The sequence below is a fragment of the Ruegeria sp. B1 genome (genome assembly GCF_056535885.1).
The window spans coordinates 375854-391053 of the sequence record NZ_JBQFJA010000002.1; the positions used below are offsets into that span (position 1 = coordinate 375854).

At 57.9% G+C, this 15200-nt stretch carries 13 protein-coding genes and 3 pseudogenes; 2 read left to right on the forward strand and 14 right to left on the reverse strand.

The features are described 5' to 3' along the window. Positions 1–19: 19 nt before the first annotated feature. The 5 genes and pseudogenes from ACR3ES_RS24585 to ACR3ES_RS24605 form a co-directional block, all read right to left on the reverse strand. Positions 20–1108: a hypothetical protein gene (locus ACR3ES_RS24585; RefSeq protein ID WP_170438055.1), complete on the reverse strand. Its 1089-nt coding sequence runs from the start codon at positions 1106–1108 to the stop codon at positions 20–22. A gap of 955 nt (positions 1109–2063) precedes the next feature. Beyond that, positions 2064–2381 (reverse strand): type II toxin-antitoxin system RelE/ParE family toxin, encoded by a 318-nt coding sequence (locus tag ACR3ES_RS24590; protein ID WP_170438210.1) that lies wholly within the window; start codon positions 2379–2381, stop codon positions 2064–2066. Beyond that, complete coding sequence (locus ACR3ES_RS24595; protein ID WP_170438200.1) at positions 2351–2632, reverse strand: type II toxin-antitoxin system ParD family antitoxin; 282 nt, start codon at positions 2630–2632, stop codon at positions 2351–2353. Before ACR3ES_RS24595 ends, ACR3ES_RS24590 begins: the two co-directional genes overlap by 31 nt. A 426-nt stretch (positions 2633–3058) precedes the next feature. Next, positions 3059–3817, reverse strand: coding sequence for a DUF6602 domain-containing protein (locus ACR3ES_RS24600; RefSeq protein ID WP_480425592.1), 759 nt, complete (start codon positions 3815–3817; stop codon positions 3059–3061). Positions 3818–3836: 19 nt separating this feature from the next. Beyond that, positions 3837–4954: pseudogene (locus ACR3ES_RS24605) on the reverse strand (IS3 family transposase). Positions 4955–5218: 264 nt separating this feature from the next. On the opposite strand from ACR3ES_RS24605, the gene ACR3ES_RS24610 reads away from it, so the two are divergent. Further along, a complete protein-coding gene (locus ACR3ES_RS24610; RefSeq protein ID WP_480425591.1) occupies positions 5219–6391 on the forward strand; it encodes an ATP-binding protein in 1173 nt (390 codons plus the stop codon). A 10-nt stretch (positions 6392–6401) separates the two neighbouring features. After that, positions 6402–6632: pseudogene (locus ACR3ES_RS24615) on the forward strand (DDE-type integrase/transposase/recombinase); the annotation flags it as partial. A gap of 54 nt (positions 6633–6686) precedes the next feature. On the opposite strand, the gene ACR3ES_RS24620 reads toward ACR3ES_RS24615, so the two are convergent. The 9 genes and pseudogenes from ACR3ES_RS24620 to ACR3ES_RS24660 all read right to left on the reverse strand — a co-directional run bounded on the left by ACR3ES_RS24620 (position 6687) and on the right by ACR3ES_RS24660 (position 15196). Beyond that, on the reverse strand, positions 6687–7241 hold the full coding sequence (locus ACR3ES_RS24620) for a site-specific integrase (protein WP_170437082.1): 555 nt from the start codon (positions 7239–7241) through the stop codon (positions 6687–6689). A 393-nt stretch (positions 7242–7634) separates the two neighbouring features. Then, on the reverse strand, positions 7635–8435 hold the full coding sequence (locus ACR3ES_RS24625) for a crotonase/enoyl-CoA hydratase family protein (protein WP_170437084.1): 801 nt from the start codon (positions 8433–8435) through the stop codon (positions 7635–7637). Beyond that, on the reverse strand, positions 8432–8857 hold the full coding sequence (locus ACR3ES_RS24630; protein ID WP_170437086.1) for a Rid family hydrolase: 426 nt from the start codon (positions 8855–8857) through the stop codon (positions 8432–8434). The genes ACR3ES_RS24625 and ACR3ES_RS24630 overlap by 4 nt, the downstream gene beginning before the upstream one ends. Beyond that, a complete protein-coding gene (locus ACR3ES_RS24635) occupies positions 8854–9483 on the reverse strand; it encodes a dimethylsulfonioproprionate lyase family protein (RefSeq protein ID WP_170437088.1) in 630 nt (209 codons plus the stop codon). Before ACR3ES_RS24635 ends, ACR3ES_RS24630 begins: the two co-directional genes overlap by 4 nt. Before the next feature lie 23 nt (positions 9484–9506). Continuing rightward, a complete protein-coding gene (locus tag ACR3ES_RS24640; protein WP_170437090.1) occupies positions 9507–10103 on the reverse strand; it encodes a dimethylsulfonioproprionate lyase family protein in 597 nt (198 codons plus the stop codon). A gap of 4 nt (positions 10104–10107) precedes the next feature. Then, a pseudogene (locus tag ACR3ES_RS24645) lies at positions 10108–11761 on the reverse strand (ABC transporter ATP-binding protein). Positions 11762–11764: 3 nt separating this feature from the next. Further along, complete coding sequence (locus ACR3ES_RS24650) at positions 11765–12595, reverse strand: ABC transporter permease (RefSeq protein WP_170437094.1); 831 nt, start codon at positions 12593–12595, stop codon at positions 11765–11767. Between the two features lie 6 nt (positions 12596–12601). Beyond that, complete coding sequence (locus tag ACR3ES_RS24655) at positions 12602–13555, reverse strand: ABC transporter permease (RefSeq protein ID WP_170437095.1); 954 nt, start codon at positions 13553–13555, stop codon at positions 12602–12604. A 75-nt stretch (positions 13556–13630) separates the two neighbouring features. Continuing rightward, on the reverse strand, positions 13631–15196 hold the full coding sequence (locus ACR3ES_RS24660; RefSeq protein ID WP_170437097.1) for an ABC transporter substrate-binding protein: 1566 nt from the start codon (positions 15194–15196) through the stop codon (positions 13631–13633). Positions 15197–15200 lie beyond the last annotated feature (4 nt).

Here is a 15200-nt window from a genome sequence, read left to right on the forward strand (position 1 = left end):
CATCATTTCCGCCCGATCCTCAGTTGGAAAGCTCGCGGGCGAACTCCTGCGCGGCGTCCTGTTCCTTGAAGGCATACCCGGCCGGGGTGCTGCCCCATTTGCGGGAATACCAGCCGCCGCGCTCCTTGGCTTTGGCAAGCCATGCTGAGAAGGTTTCACGGTCAACGCGGGTTTCGGGGCTGACAATCCACATTTGAAACCCGCGCTTGGTGTGCGTGTGTTCCTCAATCGTGAAACCGCCGCATGTCTCGGCATTGGCTGGCGCGGCATCGGCTTTCGCGCGTTCGGTGTTGCCGGTGACAAAGGGCTGACCATCGGGCACGGCCCATTCACCAAAAGGGACAGATTCCGCGATATCGTTGCCGCGCACATAGAATCTCTGTTTGCTGACCTTCCAGCCGGAATTATGGCGGTATCCGTCCTTGAGATAATAGCCGCCGCCCATGCTGTACTTTTCGCGGTGTTCGGCATCCTCTGGCGCATCGGTCAAATGGGCGGTTGCCTCATAGCGCGCCGCCGCCTTGCGCATTTCTGGGAACAAATCGCGGGTATGACGGGAAAAACCCAAGATGACAGTTTTAGAGGTCGAACTATTGAAATAGTCCGTCATGCTATCGCTTTCGTCATGGACCAACTCAGCGACCAAAACCGCTTTTGCATCGGCTGGCACCTTGGCGCGGATGCTGTCCCGCCAGTCTGAAACCTGTTGCTTGTGTGCCTCGGCTTCGGCTGCGCGCTGATCACGCCGCTTTTGCTCTGCTGCCTTGGCTTCAACCAATAGCGCGGCAATCTCTGCCGGGTCTTTGGCTTCAACCAATAGCGCGGCAATCTCTGCCGGGTCTTTGGCTTCTGCCTGATAGCGCTGCGCCTTCTCAGCCCACGGGCGCGCGATCCCTTCGGACACTTCGGAATGGGTCAGGTTTTCCCATGCAATCACGATGTCAAAATGCTCACGTTCCATGGTGCCACCGCCAAGGGTGTATACCGTCATATCTGACGGTTTCGCCTCGATAGCAGCGATCCACCCGGTTTTGTCGGGATTTGCCATATTGCCAAAAATGACGGGTTGCCCGATTTCGAACTCTGCTTTTACTGCATCAGCGTGCATTGTATTTTCCTTCGTGGTGCTGCGGCGGCCGATGTGGCCCGTTGGTCGGGGAAACGCTCCACTGGAGCCTTTCTTGATCCTCCCAACTCCGCTTGCGGTTTGGTTTGAACACAGCAGGCCAAGGAAACGGCCTGCTGGACTGACATCGACACACGCACCCCTCCGCGTTTTTCCCGGCGAAGGAGAGGGGCCGATGGAAAAGATCCGTTCTGATCCGAGGACTGGGGGTCAGGCTGAAATCGGGCAAATTTGGGAGGGACCCGCGCTCGCGGGGAGGAACCGGGATTTTCACGATTCCTGCTTGAGGCGCATAAAAGAGATCCTGCGAGCCGCGCCCTGGCGCGGGTCTCTCTTTGCGCCTTCCCCCTGGACCGGATCAGATACGAGAGATTTTCGGCCCCGCGACGCTCGGGAAAACAAGCGCAGCAGACCGCCCCGGCGGTCTGCTCAGCTAATCATGATAATGCCTGGGAGGGGCTAAGCGGGCGTGCCCGTGTGCCCTGCCCTGTCAATAAATCAATGCGAGCCGCGCGCCCCGCGCGGATCTCCAAAACCTATTGCAAAAGCGGGCCTTTGTTGAAATTCACTCGTCATTAGCGCGACGGTAAAACAGCGCTTAAAGCCGTGTTTATTGAAGCCAATGTCGAGTTTCGGGGTGACGACATTGTTATCCCTGTGATCGATTCCTAGAAAGGTGCGAGGTCATCGGCTTTCCGCCAACAGACGCAAGGCGGCAACTACGGGAACAATGAAGACGATCGCGTTTGCAATCTTCACCAGTGTAGACGTCACTATCTTCGCACCGCACGTTGCGCCAGCAAAGTTACCGACTGCCAGTACGATGGCGATGGGCCAGATCAACCAAGCCAGTACCCTTGCGATACAAGGCAGAGGCCTTTTCCAAAGTTGGAACCATGGATCTGTTGGGATGGTCATTCATTGCAGATGCTGCCTTTCATTCGCCAAAGTCACCGGAGAAAATAGCTTTGGCATCACGGGCGCTATGAACAACATGAACGATGATCAACTCTGTCTCGGTGAACGTGTAATAGATAACGTAGCTCTTGTGAAAATGCGCTCTTAAACCCGGTGCCAATTGGTCACGCGCCGGGCCTATCTCCGGGTGGCTCAGTAGTGGAACGAACCGCTCGGATATCTCTTCAATGAAAGTACTGGCCCTGATGGTGGAGTCCTCGGCGATATACGCCCAGATTTCCGCCAGATCGTTTTCAGCTGTCGGCGTTATTCGGAGGATGAGTGGTCGGATCGCAATGCCTCCCCTTTGGCGATGATCCGTGCGGGATTAAAGTCCCTGACTTGCCCTGATCGAATGTCGTCCAAACCAGCTTGAACGCCCTCGCGCAGCCGTTCGATTTCAGCTGCACGCCGATCTTCTTCATCCTCCAGCAACCGCAAACCGGCTCTTACGACTTCTGACACGCCATGGTAGCGGCCACTCGCCACTAACGACTGGACGAAATCTTGTTGATGTTCAGTCAGCGAAACACTTGGGTTTCTCGCCATTTTCCGCTCCTTGCACAATTTGTAGCAATATATGCTACATCGCGTCGATTGCAATACAGGCAAGAAGCTCAGACTTGCCTTGAGGCAAGAACAAAGGGGGAACCCATTATATCCCATTCAAGGCTTAACTGGCCCGAACGCACGAAAGTGGCCAAAATTCAGAACAATCCAAGAACGCGGGAAAGCGGCGGTCCTTCGCTGCACGATGCATGAACTGGAATGATGCGGAATTAGAGAACACTATCCGGACAAAACCGACTTTCGCCGCGCCCGCAATTTACTGAGCAAGGCGCGGGAAAAGGGCCACCAAGTAGACATTCGTTGCGGTTGCAGCGCAATTCACCGCGAATGGCCGCTTTGCATAGATTGTCGCATCATCAGTCAAGCAGGAACATCCCCTCATGTGCTAGTCTTAGAAGTTGGGGGTTATGTCAGCATTCCTGAGATAGCCACTGCGCGCCAAGGCATCGGCTTTAGCTTTATCCAGTCGAGTGCTTCAAAAATACAAGCAAGCCCGACTCCAAATGCCCTTCCGGGACACTTAATGACAGCGAATTGGTCATGGTCTTCAGGTGCAAACGGTGCCCGGTAGTTACCTTCTGTGCCCTCTTCTGGGTGGACAGGTAGCACTACTATGTCTGGACCCAAGACAATTAGGTCAGGTGGAAATTGCGAGGTTGTAAGATCCTGCGCCATTGTTCCGTCTACAAGAAATTCATAAATTTCTTCGCAAGTTAGGTCAGGTCCAGCGCCAGTAATTTTGACGTTCCGAGCAAACAATATTCCGTGGGGCGGGTTCAAATACTCTGGATACCCATCAGAAAAACCGATATCAATGCCAACGCCGTCGCCATTGAGAACCACACCATCTATACATTCTTCCTTTCGGCGTACGGGCCGTTCAGAAACTAGCTTTTTTACGTTGTCAACTTGTTGTATCGCTTTGTTCAAGCTTTGCGGCCCTTCACCTTCGAGAACGACCGAGTGCTTGGCTTCTATATACGTGTATATTGCGTCTACTGGGACTTTTTCCTTTCTCATTAGAGAAAGATCTCCCCTTGCGCTGACCGTCGGAAAACTCATTTTCTCGTAGATCAGTATATCATCACCGATCATCTCGCCTTCTCTACCCACAGCGTAACCGCGTGTCACACCAAACTTTGTGGGAAGCATAGTCTGGAACATCCGGTGTCCAGCCCCAATTCTATGGGCCAGTTTTGAGCAAGGTTTCTGGAACGGGCGGTCGCATGTTTAGAGCCTGATGGGGTCTGACACGATTGTACTGTCTAAGCCAGGTATTGATGACGATCTGAGCCTGTTTGGTGGTGTGGAACCATTCTGCGTTGAGGACTTCCCGGCGCAGAGTGCCATTGAAGCGCTCGTTGTATCCATTCTCCCAAGGTGATCCCGGGTAGATTTGGATCGGCTTAATGCCCACCTTTCTTAACCAGGTCTGCAGGGCCGTTGCGATGAACTCCGCGCCGTTGTCGGAACGGATGTGTTCGGGCTTCCCGTGCCGCAATAAGAGTGGGTAGAGCGCATCCAGCACGTCTGCGCTGTTCATCTTCGGCTTGACCGCTACGCAGAGCGCCTCACGGGTATACTCATCCAGCACCGTCAGCATCTTGTAGCTCTGTCCGTTGCTCAGCTTGTCGTGGACAAAGTCAATGCTCCAGATGTGATTGGGATGTTGCGGTCGGAGCCGGATGATCGAGCTGTCCTTGTGGTACAGCCGTTTGCGTTTCTTGTGCCGTTGTGGGAGCTGCAAGCCTTCTTCGCGCCATAGTCGTTCGATCTTTTTATGATTGACTGCCCAGCCTTCGACACGCAGCAGCTCGGCGACCTTGCGGTAGCCGTAGCGCCCATACCGTTTGGCCAATCGGATCATCGCCAGACGTAACGCCTCATCATCCTTTGGCGCTGCGCGGTATTGCAGCGTGCTCCGCGCCAATCCAATCACGCGACAGGTGCGCCGTTCAGAGGTTGCCAGCTTTTGTCGGGTGTGGACCACGGCCTGACGAAGCTGGTCTGCCGTCAGGCCTTTGGCTTTAGATAATCAAGGCTCTCCTTGAGAATGAGTTTGTCCAGTTCAAGCTCAGCCACGATTTTCTTGAGCCGATCATTCTCTTTCTGCAGCGCCTTCAGATTGGCCATCTCAGATCGTCCCATCCCACCAAACCGCTTGCGCCATGTGTAATAGGTCGCATCACTGACACCAGCCGTTCTGCACGCCGTCGCGACATCCGAACCAGATGCCAGGCCCAGCTCAATCTCGCGCAAAAGCCGCAGAATATCTTCGTCCGAATACCGTTTCCGCGCCATCAATCCCGTCTCCAAAACTAAGCCAACTGTGGCACAGTTTTAGGGGGCCAAGACAAGTGCGCGCTACCAGAAATGCACTTGAACTGACAGGTAGGGGCGAAGTTTGCGACAGAACCCAACAAACTTCGGAATCAGCAGACTCGTCAATCCAGGCCTAAGATTTGCGACACAACCCCTTGAAGCCTTTCGGTTGGATGATTTCACGCTTTCAATTGGTCCGGTTCCTCGATATTAACCTCGCAAATCTTCCACTGTATGGCATAAATGCAAGGTATGATCGAGCGCAGTCATAGAAAATCCGTTGAAGAAGCACTGGAGAACCAGGCTGGAGTTGTCCTGCTCGGACCTCGGCAGGTCGGCAAAACGACACTTGCTCAGGACATAGCGGAAAGCCGCGATGCGGTCTATCTCGACATGGAGCGAACCGCGGATCGTCAAGTTCTGGATGAGCCAGACCTTTATCTTGACGAACAGATAGGTCGTCTTGTCGTGATTGACGAGGTCCAGCTCTTGCCAGATCTGTTCAAGGCCTTGCGCGGGCAAATCGACCGCCGACGCAGGCGAGGGCATCGGACCGAGCAATTCCTGCTGTTGGGGTCTGCGTCGAACACACTCTTGCATCAAAGCGCAGAATCGCTGGCGGGTCGGGTGAGCTATCACGAATTGACGCCATTCATGTTACCAGAAATTGGAGTGGACGCGATGTCCACTCTCTGGCTGCGTGGTGGCTTTCCAGACAGCTATCTTGCGAAGAATGATCGGGCCAGCCTCACTTGGCGAGAAGATTTCATCAGGACCTATCTTGAGCGCGATATCCCTTCGTTCGGGTTACGCATCCCCGCCGAAACGCTGCGCCGGCTCTGGACCATGCTCGCGCATGAGCAAGGCGGGCTCCTGAACGCAGCCAAGCTTGCAGGCAATCTCGGGGTCTCGGGGCAGAGCGTCGCCCGGTATCTCGATCTGCTTGTCGATTTGATGCTGGTGCGGCGCCTGCCGCCTTGGCATTCCAATACTGGCAAGCGATTGGTCAAATCGCCCAAGATTTATATTCGAGATTCCGGTCTAACCCACGCTCTTCTTGGGATCGAGGCACGGGAAGACTTGCTGGGACATCCGGTCGTTGGCGGCAGCTGGGAAGGATTTTGTATCGAGAACTTAATCGCTGCTGCACCCCGCGGAGCTGAGGCAAGTTTCTACCGTTCATCCGCCGGAGCAGAGATCGATCTGGTTCTGAAACTTCCTCGAGGTCAGATTTGGGGCATCGAAATCAAGCGGACGACGTCGCCGAAAGTCACGCGCGGATTTCATATCGCAGCCGATGATTTGGAAGTCTCGGAACGGCTCCTCGTCTATGCCGATGAAAAGGATGTGCCAGGGCAGGGCGGTGTTCGTGCGATGCCCTTAATGGGCGCACTGGAGCGGCTCTCGTCTGAATAGAGAGCGGTAAGGAGTTGGTTACCCGATTCCAATCGAGAAGGTCAGGCGGACTTATCTGAATAACATCGTGGAACGAGACTATCGCTTCATCAAGTGACGCACTCGACCGATGCTAGAATTCAAGGTCTTCGCTTCAGCGGCGGCTACGCTGGACGGAATATAAGTGGCGCACATGATCCGCAAAGGTCAACTCACGCCTGGACTCTCGCCGTTTCGTAAATTTGCAGAACCGGCGGCATAAGCCGCTGGTTCGGTTTCAACTCTTCGTTCAGTCAGAAACTTCGCAACCGATCCCTCAAAAGACCCCCACGGCTTTCGTAGACCAATTCGACACCAAATCTGCCGGCACACAAAAGTATGGTCGGTGAGCTAATTCATGTATTTGCAAGTAGTTCGACTGCACTATTTTCACGGAGGCAGGCGGCAGACCAAAGGCTGGGTGTCCAGCCGAGTTTGACCGCACAGCGATTGGTCCGTCGCCGGCCTGGAAAACCGCTCTGAGGGTGTCGCGCTCAATGGGGCGCGGCAGACTACGTGGGATCCTCACAGAGATACGGACGTCGGCGAACGGGGAGGGCAGGGCGCTGTTTCGATCTTCGCGCCAGGCATAGTACGACTTGAGGGTGACGACTCGGCGCTCGATGGTTGCGGGCTTGGCGCCCAGATCGTCGCGCAGGTGGCGGTGGTAGGCGAGGATGTCGTCTTTCGAAAGCGGGTCGGTGAGCTCATGCGCCTTGCTGAAGCGCGCGAAGGTACGCAGATCCTGAGCGTAGGTCCGGAGCGTATGGTGGCCGAGGCTGCGCTCATCGCGGCGCGAATTGACGAAAGCAGTATAATCGAGATGGGGCATGCTGAACTCCTTTGCTTGAGTTCAGCCAGTTCACCACAGACGGTTCAGCGCTCTGAAATCGGCCGTCCGGACGGTAACGATAATGGGACCCATTTCCGTTTTTGGCGGTCAGGCTCAGCTGACAAACCTCTGAAAAACTGTTCCCCGTGCCGAGCGTGCCTGGACACTCTGAAAGTGAAAGCTGACCTTGGGTCCGGTTGGATCCGGAGAAGGCGGGAAAGGGGTCTGGCGGGGTCCCGGAGGGATCCTGCTCTCCTCAACCGCGTGTTTGCTTCCCAAAATCGCTCTCCGATCCGCGCACGGTTAGCGCTTTTTTGCCCCGGATGCCGCCACGTTGACATCCCGTCGCTTTGGCACAGCCGCCAAACGACGGGAGTAGAGGGCAAGACGTCATTACTGACCCGAGAATACTCCCTCGCGCCTTTTCAAAAGAGCGTCGACGGCTTCCATATGGTCGTTGGTCTGATGGCTGGCCCCCTGATAAGCGGCGGCCAGTTGCAGGACCTGCGGGAGGCCGGCGGTCTGCCCTTCGCGCATCAGACGTTTGGCCATGCGCAGCTGGCGCGGTGGGTTGCGGGCGATGCGAGCGGCGAGTTCTTCCGCCGCGGGCAGCAGGTCGTCGGGCGCGACGACCCGGCTGACCAGCCCCCAGTCGCGGGCGGTCTCGGCATCGATGGGATCGGCGGTGAATGTCATCTCCGCCGCGCGGCTTAGGCCGATTTGACGTGGCAACAACCACGACCCGCCATCCCCCGGAATAATCCCGACATTCACGAAATTCTCGGCAAAAACGGCACGGCTGGATGCGATCCGGATGTCGCACATACAAGCGAGGTCGCATCCCGCACCGTATGCCGGCCCGTTTACGGCCGCGATCAGCGGGACCTCACATTCCCAGACAGCCATCGCCATGCGCTGTATGCCACTGCGATAGCCGTCCTTGACCCCGATGGCATCTCCGGCAAAAATCCCTTCTCGATCGCGCATATGCTTGAGGTTTCCGCCCGAAGAAAAGCCCTTGCCCGCGCCTGTCAGGATGGCCACGCGCACGCTGTGATCGTCATTGATCTGCTGCATGACGTTGATCAGCGCAGTGCACACGTCACGGTCGGTAATGGGGTTGCGCGCTTCGGGCATATTCAATGTCAGGGTGACAGTTGCGCCGGTCTGGGCGATTAGAAGTTTGTCCGTCATGTGTTTGCCTTTTTAGATGCTGTGCGATGAGGCGCGACGATGACGTCGATTTCGATCACAAGGTCGGGATCGAAGAGACTCACGATTGCCCCGGTCACGGCGGAGTTTAAATGCGCACCAAGGGCGTCGATACGCGCGGCTTTGCTGTCATCGACATAGCCGCGGTCCGAAAGATGCACCTGCAGCCGCACCAGATCCTCGGTCCTGGCGCCGATCCCTTGCAGAAACGCTGCAACGTTGCGCCAGGCCCGGGCAATCTGTGCTTGCGGATCAGCGATCACCGCGCCGGTGTCATCCGCCCCGATCAGGCCCGAAGAAAACACCAGCGCCCGCCCTTCGGGCACCGCCACCGCGTTGTGATAAAGGCCATGCGCGGCATACAGGCCGGGTGGGTCGTATTTCTTCAGCTCTGAACCGCTCATACCGTGGCCCCCTGCCGGGCGGCATCAAACTGGATAGAAGCGCGGTCGCCATCCTCGATCCACGCCGCAGCGGCCAGCAGCGGCTGCGGGCCGCTGCGCATTTCATGCATCTGCCAGCTGTCGTGAAAGATCAGATCGCCGGGATGGACATCAAACCAATCGCCACCGTCCAGCCGCCATTGTGTTCCCGGTGTCAGGATCAGATAGACCTCGCGCGCTTCGTGATTGTGCCCGGGATAAAGGACATCGGGGCCCATCAGCATCACGCCGGTGCGCGGAGCGGCCCAGGTCAGATCGGCGTCGGGGCCGGAAAGCCCCGCATAGGCATATCCGTCCAGAAAGTTGCGCGAACAATTCTGATCCGTGTAGCTGCTGTTCTGCGACCACTTCAGCTGCGGTGCGGCCTGAGCCAAGGCTTCGGCCAGTGCGGATAGTTTGTGCGCGCGGGCTAGCGTTAAGGCGGCGTCCAGGTGATGCAGAACAGGGAAATCCGCGGAAAAGCGGGCTTCGTGCGCGCGCCGTTCGGTCGGGAGGATAGCGGGCATGGTCACATGGCGACCGACGGTGATGTCGCGCGTGGCGGCGATTGCCTGCCAGATCTGATCTACGAGGGGCCGAGCGTCCATATAAGGTCTCTCCTGAGTTGAGCTTATCCGGCGAGGCGCGATTTTTCGACGCGCCCGCCCCGCCAGAGGAAGGCCAGAACCAGCGGCTCCCCCTGATCCATGCGCATCCCATGCCAACGCCAGGGCGGATTATGGATAACGGAACCGGGTGGTTTCGCGTGCCAATCGGTGCGGCCGATCTTCCATGAGGCCGTGCCGGAGAGAACAACATAGGTTTCTTCAGCCGAATGCTGGTGCACGGGGTACTCTATGCCAGCACCAAACATTAGAATCCCAGCTATCAGCCTGTCGCTGACCACCGGCGCGTCGGGGCCAACCACCAGTGTCCAACCGTAGCCGGTGAGGAAATCCGCGCCAACATCGGCCTCACTATAGGTCTGCCGCCAATCGAGTTGGGTTTGCAGCGACTGCACCATTTGCATCAGGTCCAGACTGCGCGGTGTGGCGCGCTCTGCAGCCCTGCTCAGCCAGGCGGTGACGGGCAGGTTGCGGGGGGCTGCGGCGGCAATCGCATGGGTGGCTGGCCAATCGGCCAGCACATGTTGCATCGCGGGCGGGACAGAGGCCCGCAGCACCGTGCGCAGGCTCGCCGCCAGATCATCGAGCGTGGGCGCGCGCATCCGTTCAGCCCTCTCCGCGGATATCCGCGCCGCGCTCCCTAAGGACGGCATCCAGCCAGTCGGGATCCATCTGCGGCACCGATGACAACAAAAGCTCGGTATAGGGATCATGCGGCGGGGCGAAAATCTGTGCCTTTGGCCCCGCCTCGACGACGCGACCGGACTTCATGACAACCACGTCATCGGCAATGGCACTGACCGTGGCCAGATCATGGGTGATAAACATATAGGCCAGGCCCAGCTCTCGTTGCAGGCGATCCAGCAAGCGCAGGATTCCCTCGGCCACCAGTTGATCGAGAGCGGAGGTGACTTCATCGCAGATCACGAAGCTGGGTTTTGCCGCCAATGCGCGGGCGATACCGATGCGCTGTTTCTGGCCGCCCGAAAGTTCCCCGGGCAGACGATCGATGTACTGATCCGGCTCCAGCTCGATCATGTCCAGAAGGTCACGGATGCGTTCCTCTTTCTGGTGGCCCTTGAGGCCGGTGTAGAACTCCACAGGCCAGCCGATCAGTTCGCGGATCTTCTGCTTGGGGTTCAGCGCGGTATCGGCCATCTGGTAGATCATCTGAACCGTGCGGAGCTGGTCCTTGCTGCGGGCCTTGTAGGCAGGGGGTAGAGGCGTGCCATTCAGCAGCACCTTTCCTTGGACCGGGGGCAGCAGCCCGGTGATCACCCGCGCCGTGGTGGATTTCCCTGAACCGGATTCTCCAACAACAGCAACCGTCTGCCCGCGATGGATTGCCATCGAGACATCCATCAGCACCGGCTGCGGACCATAGGTGGCAGTAACGTTGTGCACCTCGACAACCGGGATCTCATCGCGGGGGCGGGAGGAGCCGCCGGCGCGCTGGAAGCTGCGCACCGCCCAAAGCGATTTCGTGTAGTCCTCGCGGGGGGGCATCAAGCATTTGGCGCGTATCCGCCTCTTCTACCTCTTCACCCTTGAGCAAGACCTTGATCCGGTCGGCCATCTGCGCCACCACCGCCAGGTCATGGGTGATGTAAAGCGCGGCCGTGTTAAACCGGTCCACTATGTCGCGAATGGCTGAAAGCACGTTGATCTGCGTGGTGACATCTAACGCCGTTGTCGGTTCGTCAAAGACGATCAGGTCGGGCCGGCACGACATCGCCATAGCGGTCATCGCGCGCTGAAGCTGCCCGCCGGAGACTTGATGAGGATAGCGAAAACCGATTACGTCCGGGTCCGGCAGACGCATCTGACGATAGAGGCCGATTGCGTCACGCTCGGCCGCTTCGCGGGTCATGACCTTGTGGAACACCGGCCCCTCGCAATACTGCGTGATCAACTGATGCGCCGGATTGAATGAGGCGGCTGCAGATTGCGCCACATAGGCGATCCGCCTGCCGCGTAGGGCCCTGCGCGTGGCGTCCGACATGGCCAGCACGTCTTGCCCGTCAAAATGGACCGAGCCGCCGCTGATCCGGCAGCCGTCACGAGCATAGCCCATGGCCGCCAGACCGATGGTGGATTTACCGGCGCCGGATTCGCCGATCAGGCCCATAACCTCGCCGCGATGCAGGGTCAGGTCGACGCCTTTCACAATCTCTTTGGGGCCATCGTCGGTCCGGGCTTCGATTTTCAAGCCCTTGATGTCCAGCAGAATCTCGGGCGTGGCGTGGGATTTATGCGCCATGGTTCAGTCCTTCAATCCGCTGGAACGATGCAGCATCCAGTCCACCACGAAGTTCACCCCGATGGTCAGCAGCGCAATGGCGGCGGCCGGGATCAGGGGCGTGATGTCACCAAAGGCGATCAGGCTGGCGTTATCACGCACCATCGACCCCCAGTCCGCCGTTGGCGGCTGAACCCCCAGCCCCAGAAAACTCAAAGCCGAGATCGCCAGAAAAACGAAACAGAACCGCAGCCCGAACTCGGCAACAAGGGGCGCGGCGGCGTTGGGCAGGATTTCACGCGAGATGAGGCGCATGGCCCCATCTCCGCGCAGGCGTGCGGCCTCGATGTAATCCATGACTACGATGTTCAGCGAAACCGCCCGCGCCAGACGGAACACGCGGGTGCTGTCCACGACGGCGATGATCAGGATCATGTTGATGATCGAGGTGCCAAACACCGTCAGCAGCAGCAGTTTGAAGATCAGCGACGGGATCGCCATCAGTACGTCCACGATGCGGCCCAGCACCTGGTCCAGCCACCCGCCCTGAAGGGCGGCCAGAATGCCAAAGATGGTCCCGATCAGAAATGCCAGAATCGTGGTCAGAAAGGCAATGCCCACCGTGTTGCGCGCGCCATAGATGATCCGGCTGAGCATATCCCGGCCAAGGTTATCAGTCCCGAGCAGGTATGTATTGGACCAAGGCATATATTCGGCATCAACGATCTCGTTTTCCCCAAAGGGCGCAATCAGCGGTGCAAAGAGTGCCACGATGATATAGGTGACGATCACGCCGATCCCGAAAATCGCCGTGGGCGGGGCGGTGCGCAGGGTCTTTTGAACAGCAAGCAACATGCCGCGTTACCTTGTATGAACAAGGCGCGGGTTCGACAGGGTCGACAACACATCCGCGGCCAGATTGAGAAGGATATAGGCGGTCGCAAAAATCAAGCTGGCGGCCTGAACCACAATCACGTCACGCTTTGACACCGAGTCGACCAGCAATTGACCTAGTCCCGGATAGACAAAGACGACCTCGACCACGACCACACCGGTCACCAGATAGGCAAGATTCAGCGCCACCACATTGATGATCGGGGCCAACGCGTTGGGCAAGGCATGGCGCAAGATGATGCGGCGGCGCGAGACGCCCTTAAGCTCCGCCATCTCGATATAGGGAGAGGCCAGCAAATTGATGATTGCCGCCCGTGTCATCCGCATCATGTGCGCCGTAATCACCAGCGTCAGGGTCAGCGCCGGCAGGAAGGCCACATAGAGTTTCGTGGCAAAGGGGGTTGAGGCGGTGACATCCGCCATCGATGGAAACCAGCCCGACTGCGACAGCAGGAAGATCAGGATATAGGCCAGAAAGAATTCAGGCATCGAGACCGAGGACAACGCGGCCATGTTCGACAACCGATCAAAGATCGAGTTGCGATAGAGAGCGGCCAGAAGTCCGATGCTGATGGCCAGCGGGATAGAGATCGCAGCGGCGTAAAGCGCCAAGAACAAGGTATTGCCAAGACGCGATAGGATCAGCTCGGAGACGTCCCGCTGACTGGCCAGCGAAACACCGAAATCGCCTTGCAGGATGCCGCCCGCCCAATCGAGGTAGCGCATGACCGCCGGGCGATCCAATCCCAGCTCGCGTCGGAAGGCCTCTACTGCCTCAGGCGTTGCTGATTGGCCCAATATCTCCTGGGCGATATCCCCGGGCAGCATTTCGATTGACACAAAGATCACCACCGACACGGCGAACAGGGTCATTGCCCCCAGCCCGAGCCGTTTCAGCACCATCATCCACAGATTGGACATTCTCCCCCCCCTGTCCTGGCGCATATCGCCAAGGGCGGGCCGACGGCGCGGCCCGCCCCGGTTTCAATCAATCCTTCAGCCTTTCATCCACCACCGCTCGAGCGAGCGGCCGCCATCCAGTTCCCAGTTCCCGGCCATTGCTTCGGGATGGCCGATCTTGTCACTGGCGGCAAAGACGTTGTCGGCAAAGAGCGGCACAACCGTCCCGCCGGTCTCACGCACCATGGCCTGCATGTCGCGATACATCTCAGCGCGCTTGCTTTCGTCGAGCTCGACCCGCGCTTCGACCAGCAGCTTGTCGAAGGCCGGATTATTGAAACGGCTTTCGTTCCACTTGGCTTCGCTCGAATAGGCCGTTGTGAACATCAGATCGGCCGTCGGCCGCGCGCCCCAGTAACTCGCGACAAATGGCTTCCTCATGAAAACGTTGGAGAAATAGCCATCCACCGGTTCGCGCTTGACCTCAAGGTTGATGCCGGCTGCCCCCAGGTTCTCTTTATAGATCGTCACCCCGTCAACGGCCCCGGGATACAGCCCATCCGAGGTGTAGAGATCCAGATCAAGACCATCCAAACCAGCCTGTTTCAGGTGGAACCGGGCCCTTTCCGGATCATAGGCGGTCTGCTCCAGATCGCTTGCGTGGTACGGCATGCTGGACGCGATCGGGTGGTCATTTCCGACGGAGCCGTAGCCGCGCAGCACCTTGCTGAGCAACGCCTCGCGATCGATCCCGTATTTCAGCGCCATCCGCACGTCATTGTTGTCAAACGGTGCGAGGGAACTGTCCATCGCATAGACATAGTGCAACCCGCCCGACGTATTCATGACCGAAACATCATTGCGGCGGCTCAGCAATTGCACGGTCTTCAGATCCACCTGGTCGATAATATCCATCCCGCCGGTCATCAACGCATTCTGCCGAGCGGTTGGATCAGACATCGAGATGATCTCGGCGCTGTCAAAATGTGCCCGGTCGCTGCGCCAGTAGTTCGGGTTGCGCTCGACCGTCGCCCGAACGCCGGGCTCAAATTCCCTGAGAATATAGCCCCCCGTCCCATTGCCAGAGAAGTCCAGCGCGCCATCTTTGACCGGGACAATCATCATGCGGTAGTCGGTAAAGATAACCGGGAAATCCGCGTTGCCGCCCGAAAGCTCGAACCGGATGGTCAGATCATCCTCGGCGGCCATTTCGGTAATCGATGACAAAAGCGCCTTCATCCCGGATGTGCTGTCGTCGCCGATATGGTGTTGCACCGTAGCGACAACGTCGTCCGACGTGAGCGGTTTGCCATCGTGGAAGGTGATGCCGGGGCGCAGCCTGAAGATCCAGGTCTTTGCGCCGTTAGTGCCCTCGTAGCTTTCGAGCAGTTCGGGCTGGAAATTGTTGTTGCTGTCGATTTCGACCAGCGTGTTGAACAGGCCATAGCCCAGTGTTCGGATGAACGTGTGCCCGAAGGTTGAAGGATCGAGAATGTCCGAGGTTGATCCCCCCCGTACACCATAGCGCACGTGCCCGCCACGCTTGGGAGCAGCTGCGTATGCGCTAGGCGCGCCGACAGCCACCATGGCACCCGCTGCGGCCATGGATGATAGTAAACTGCGCCGATTCATCGTGATTTCAGACGGTGTATTACGTTTCATGACT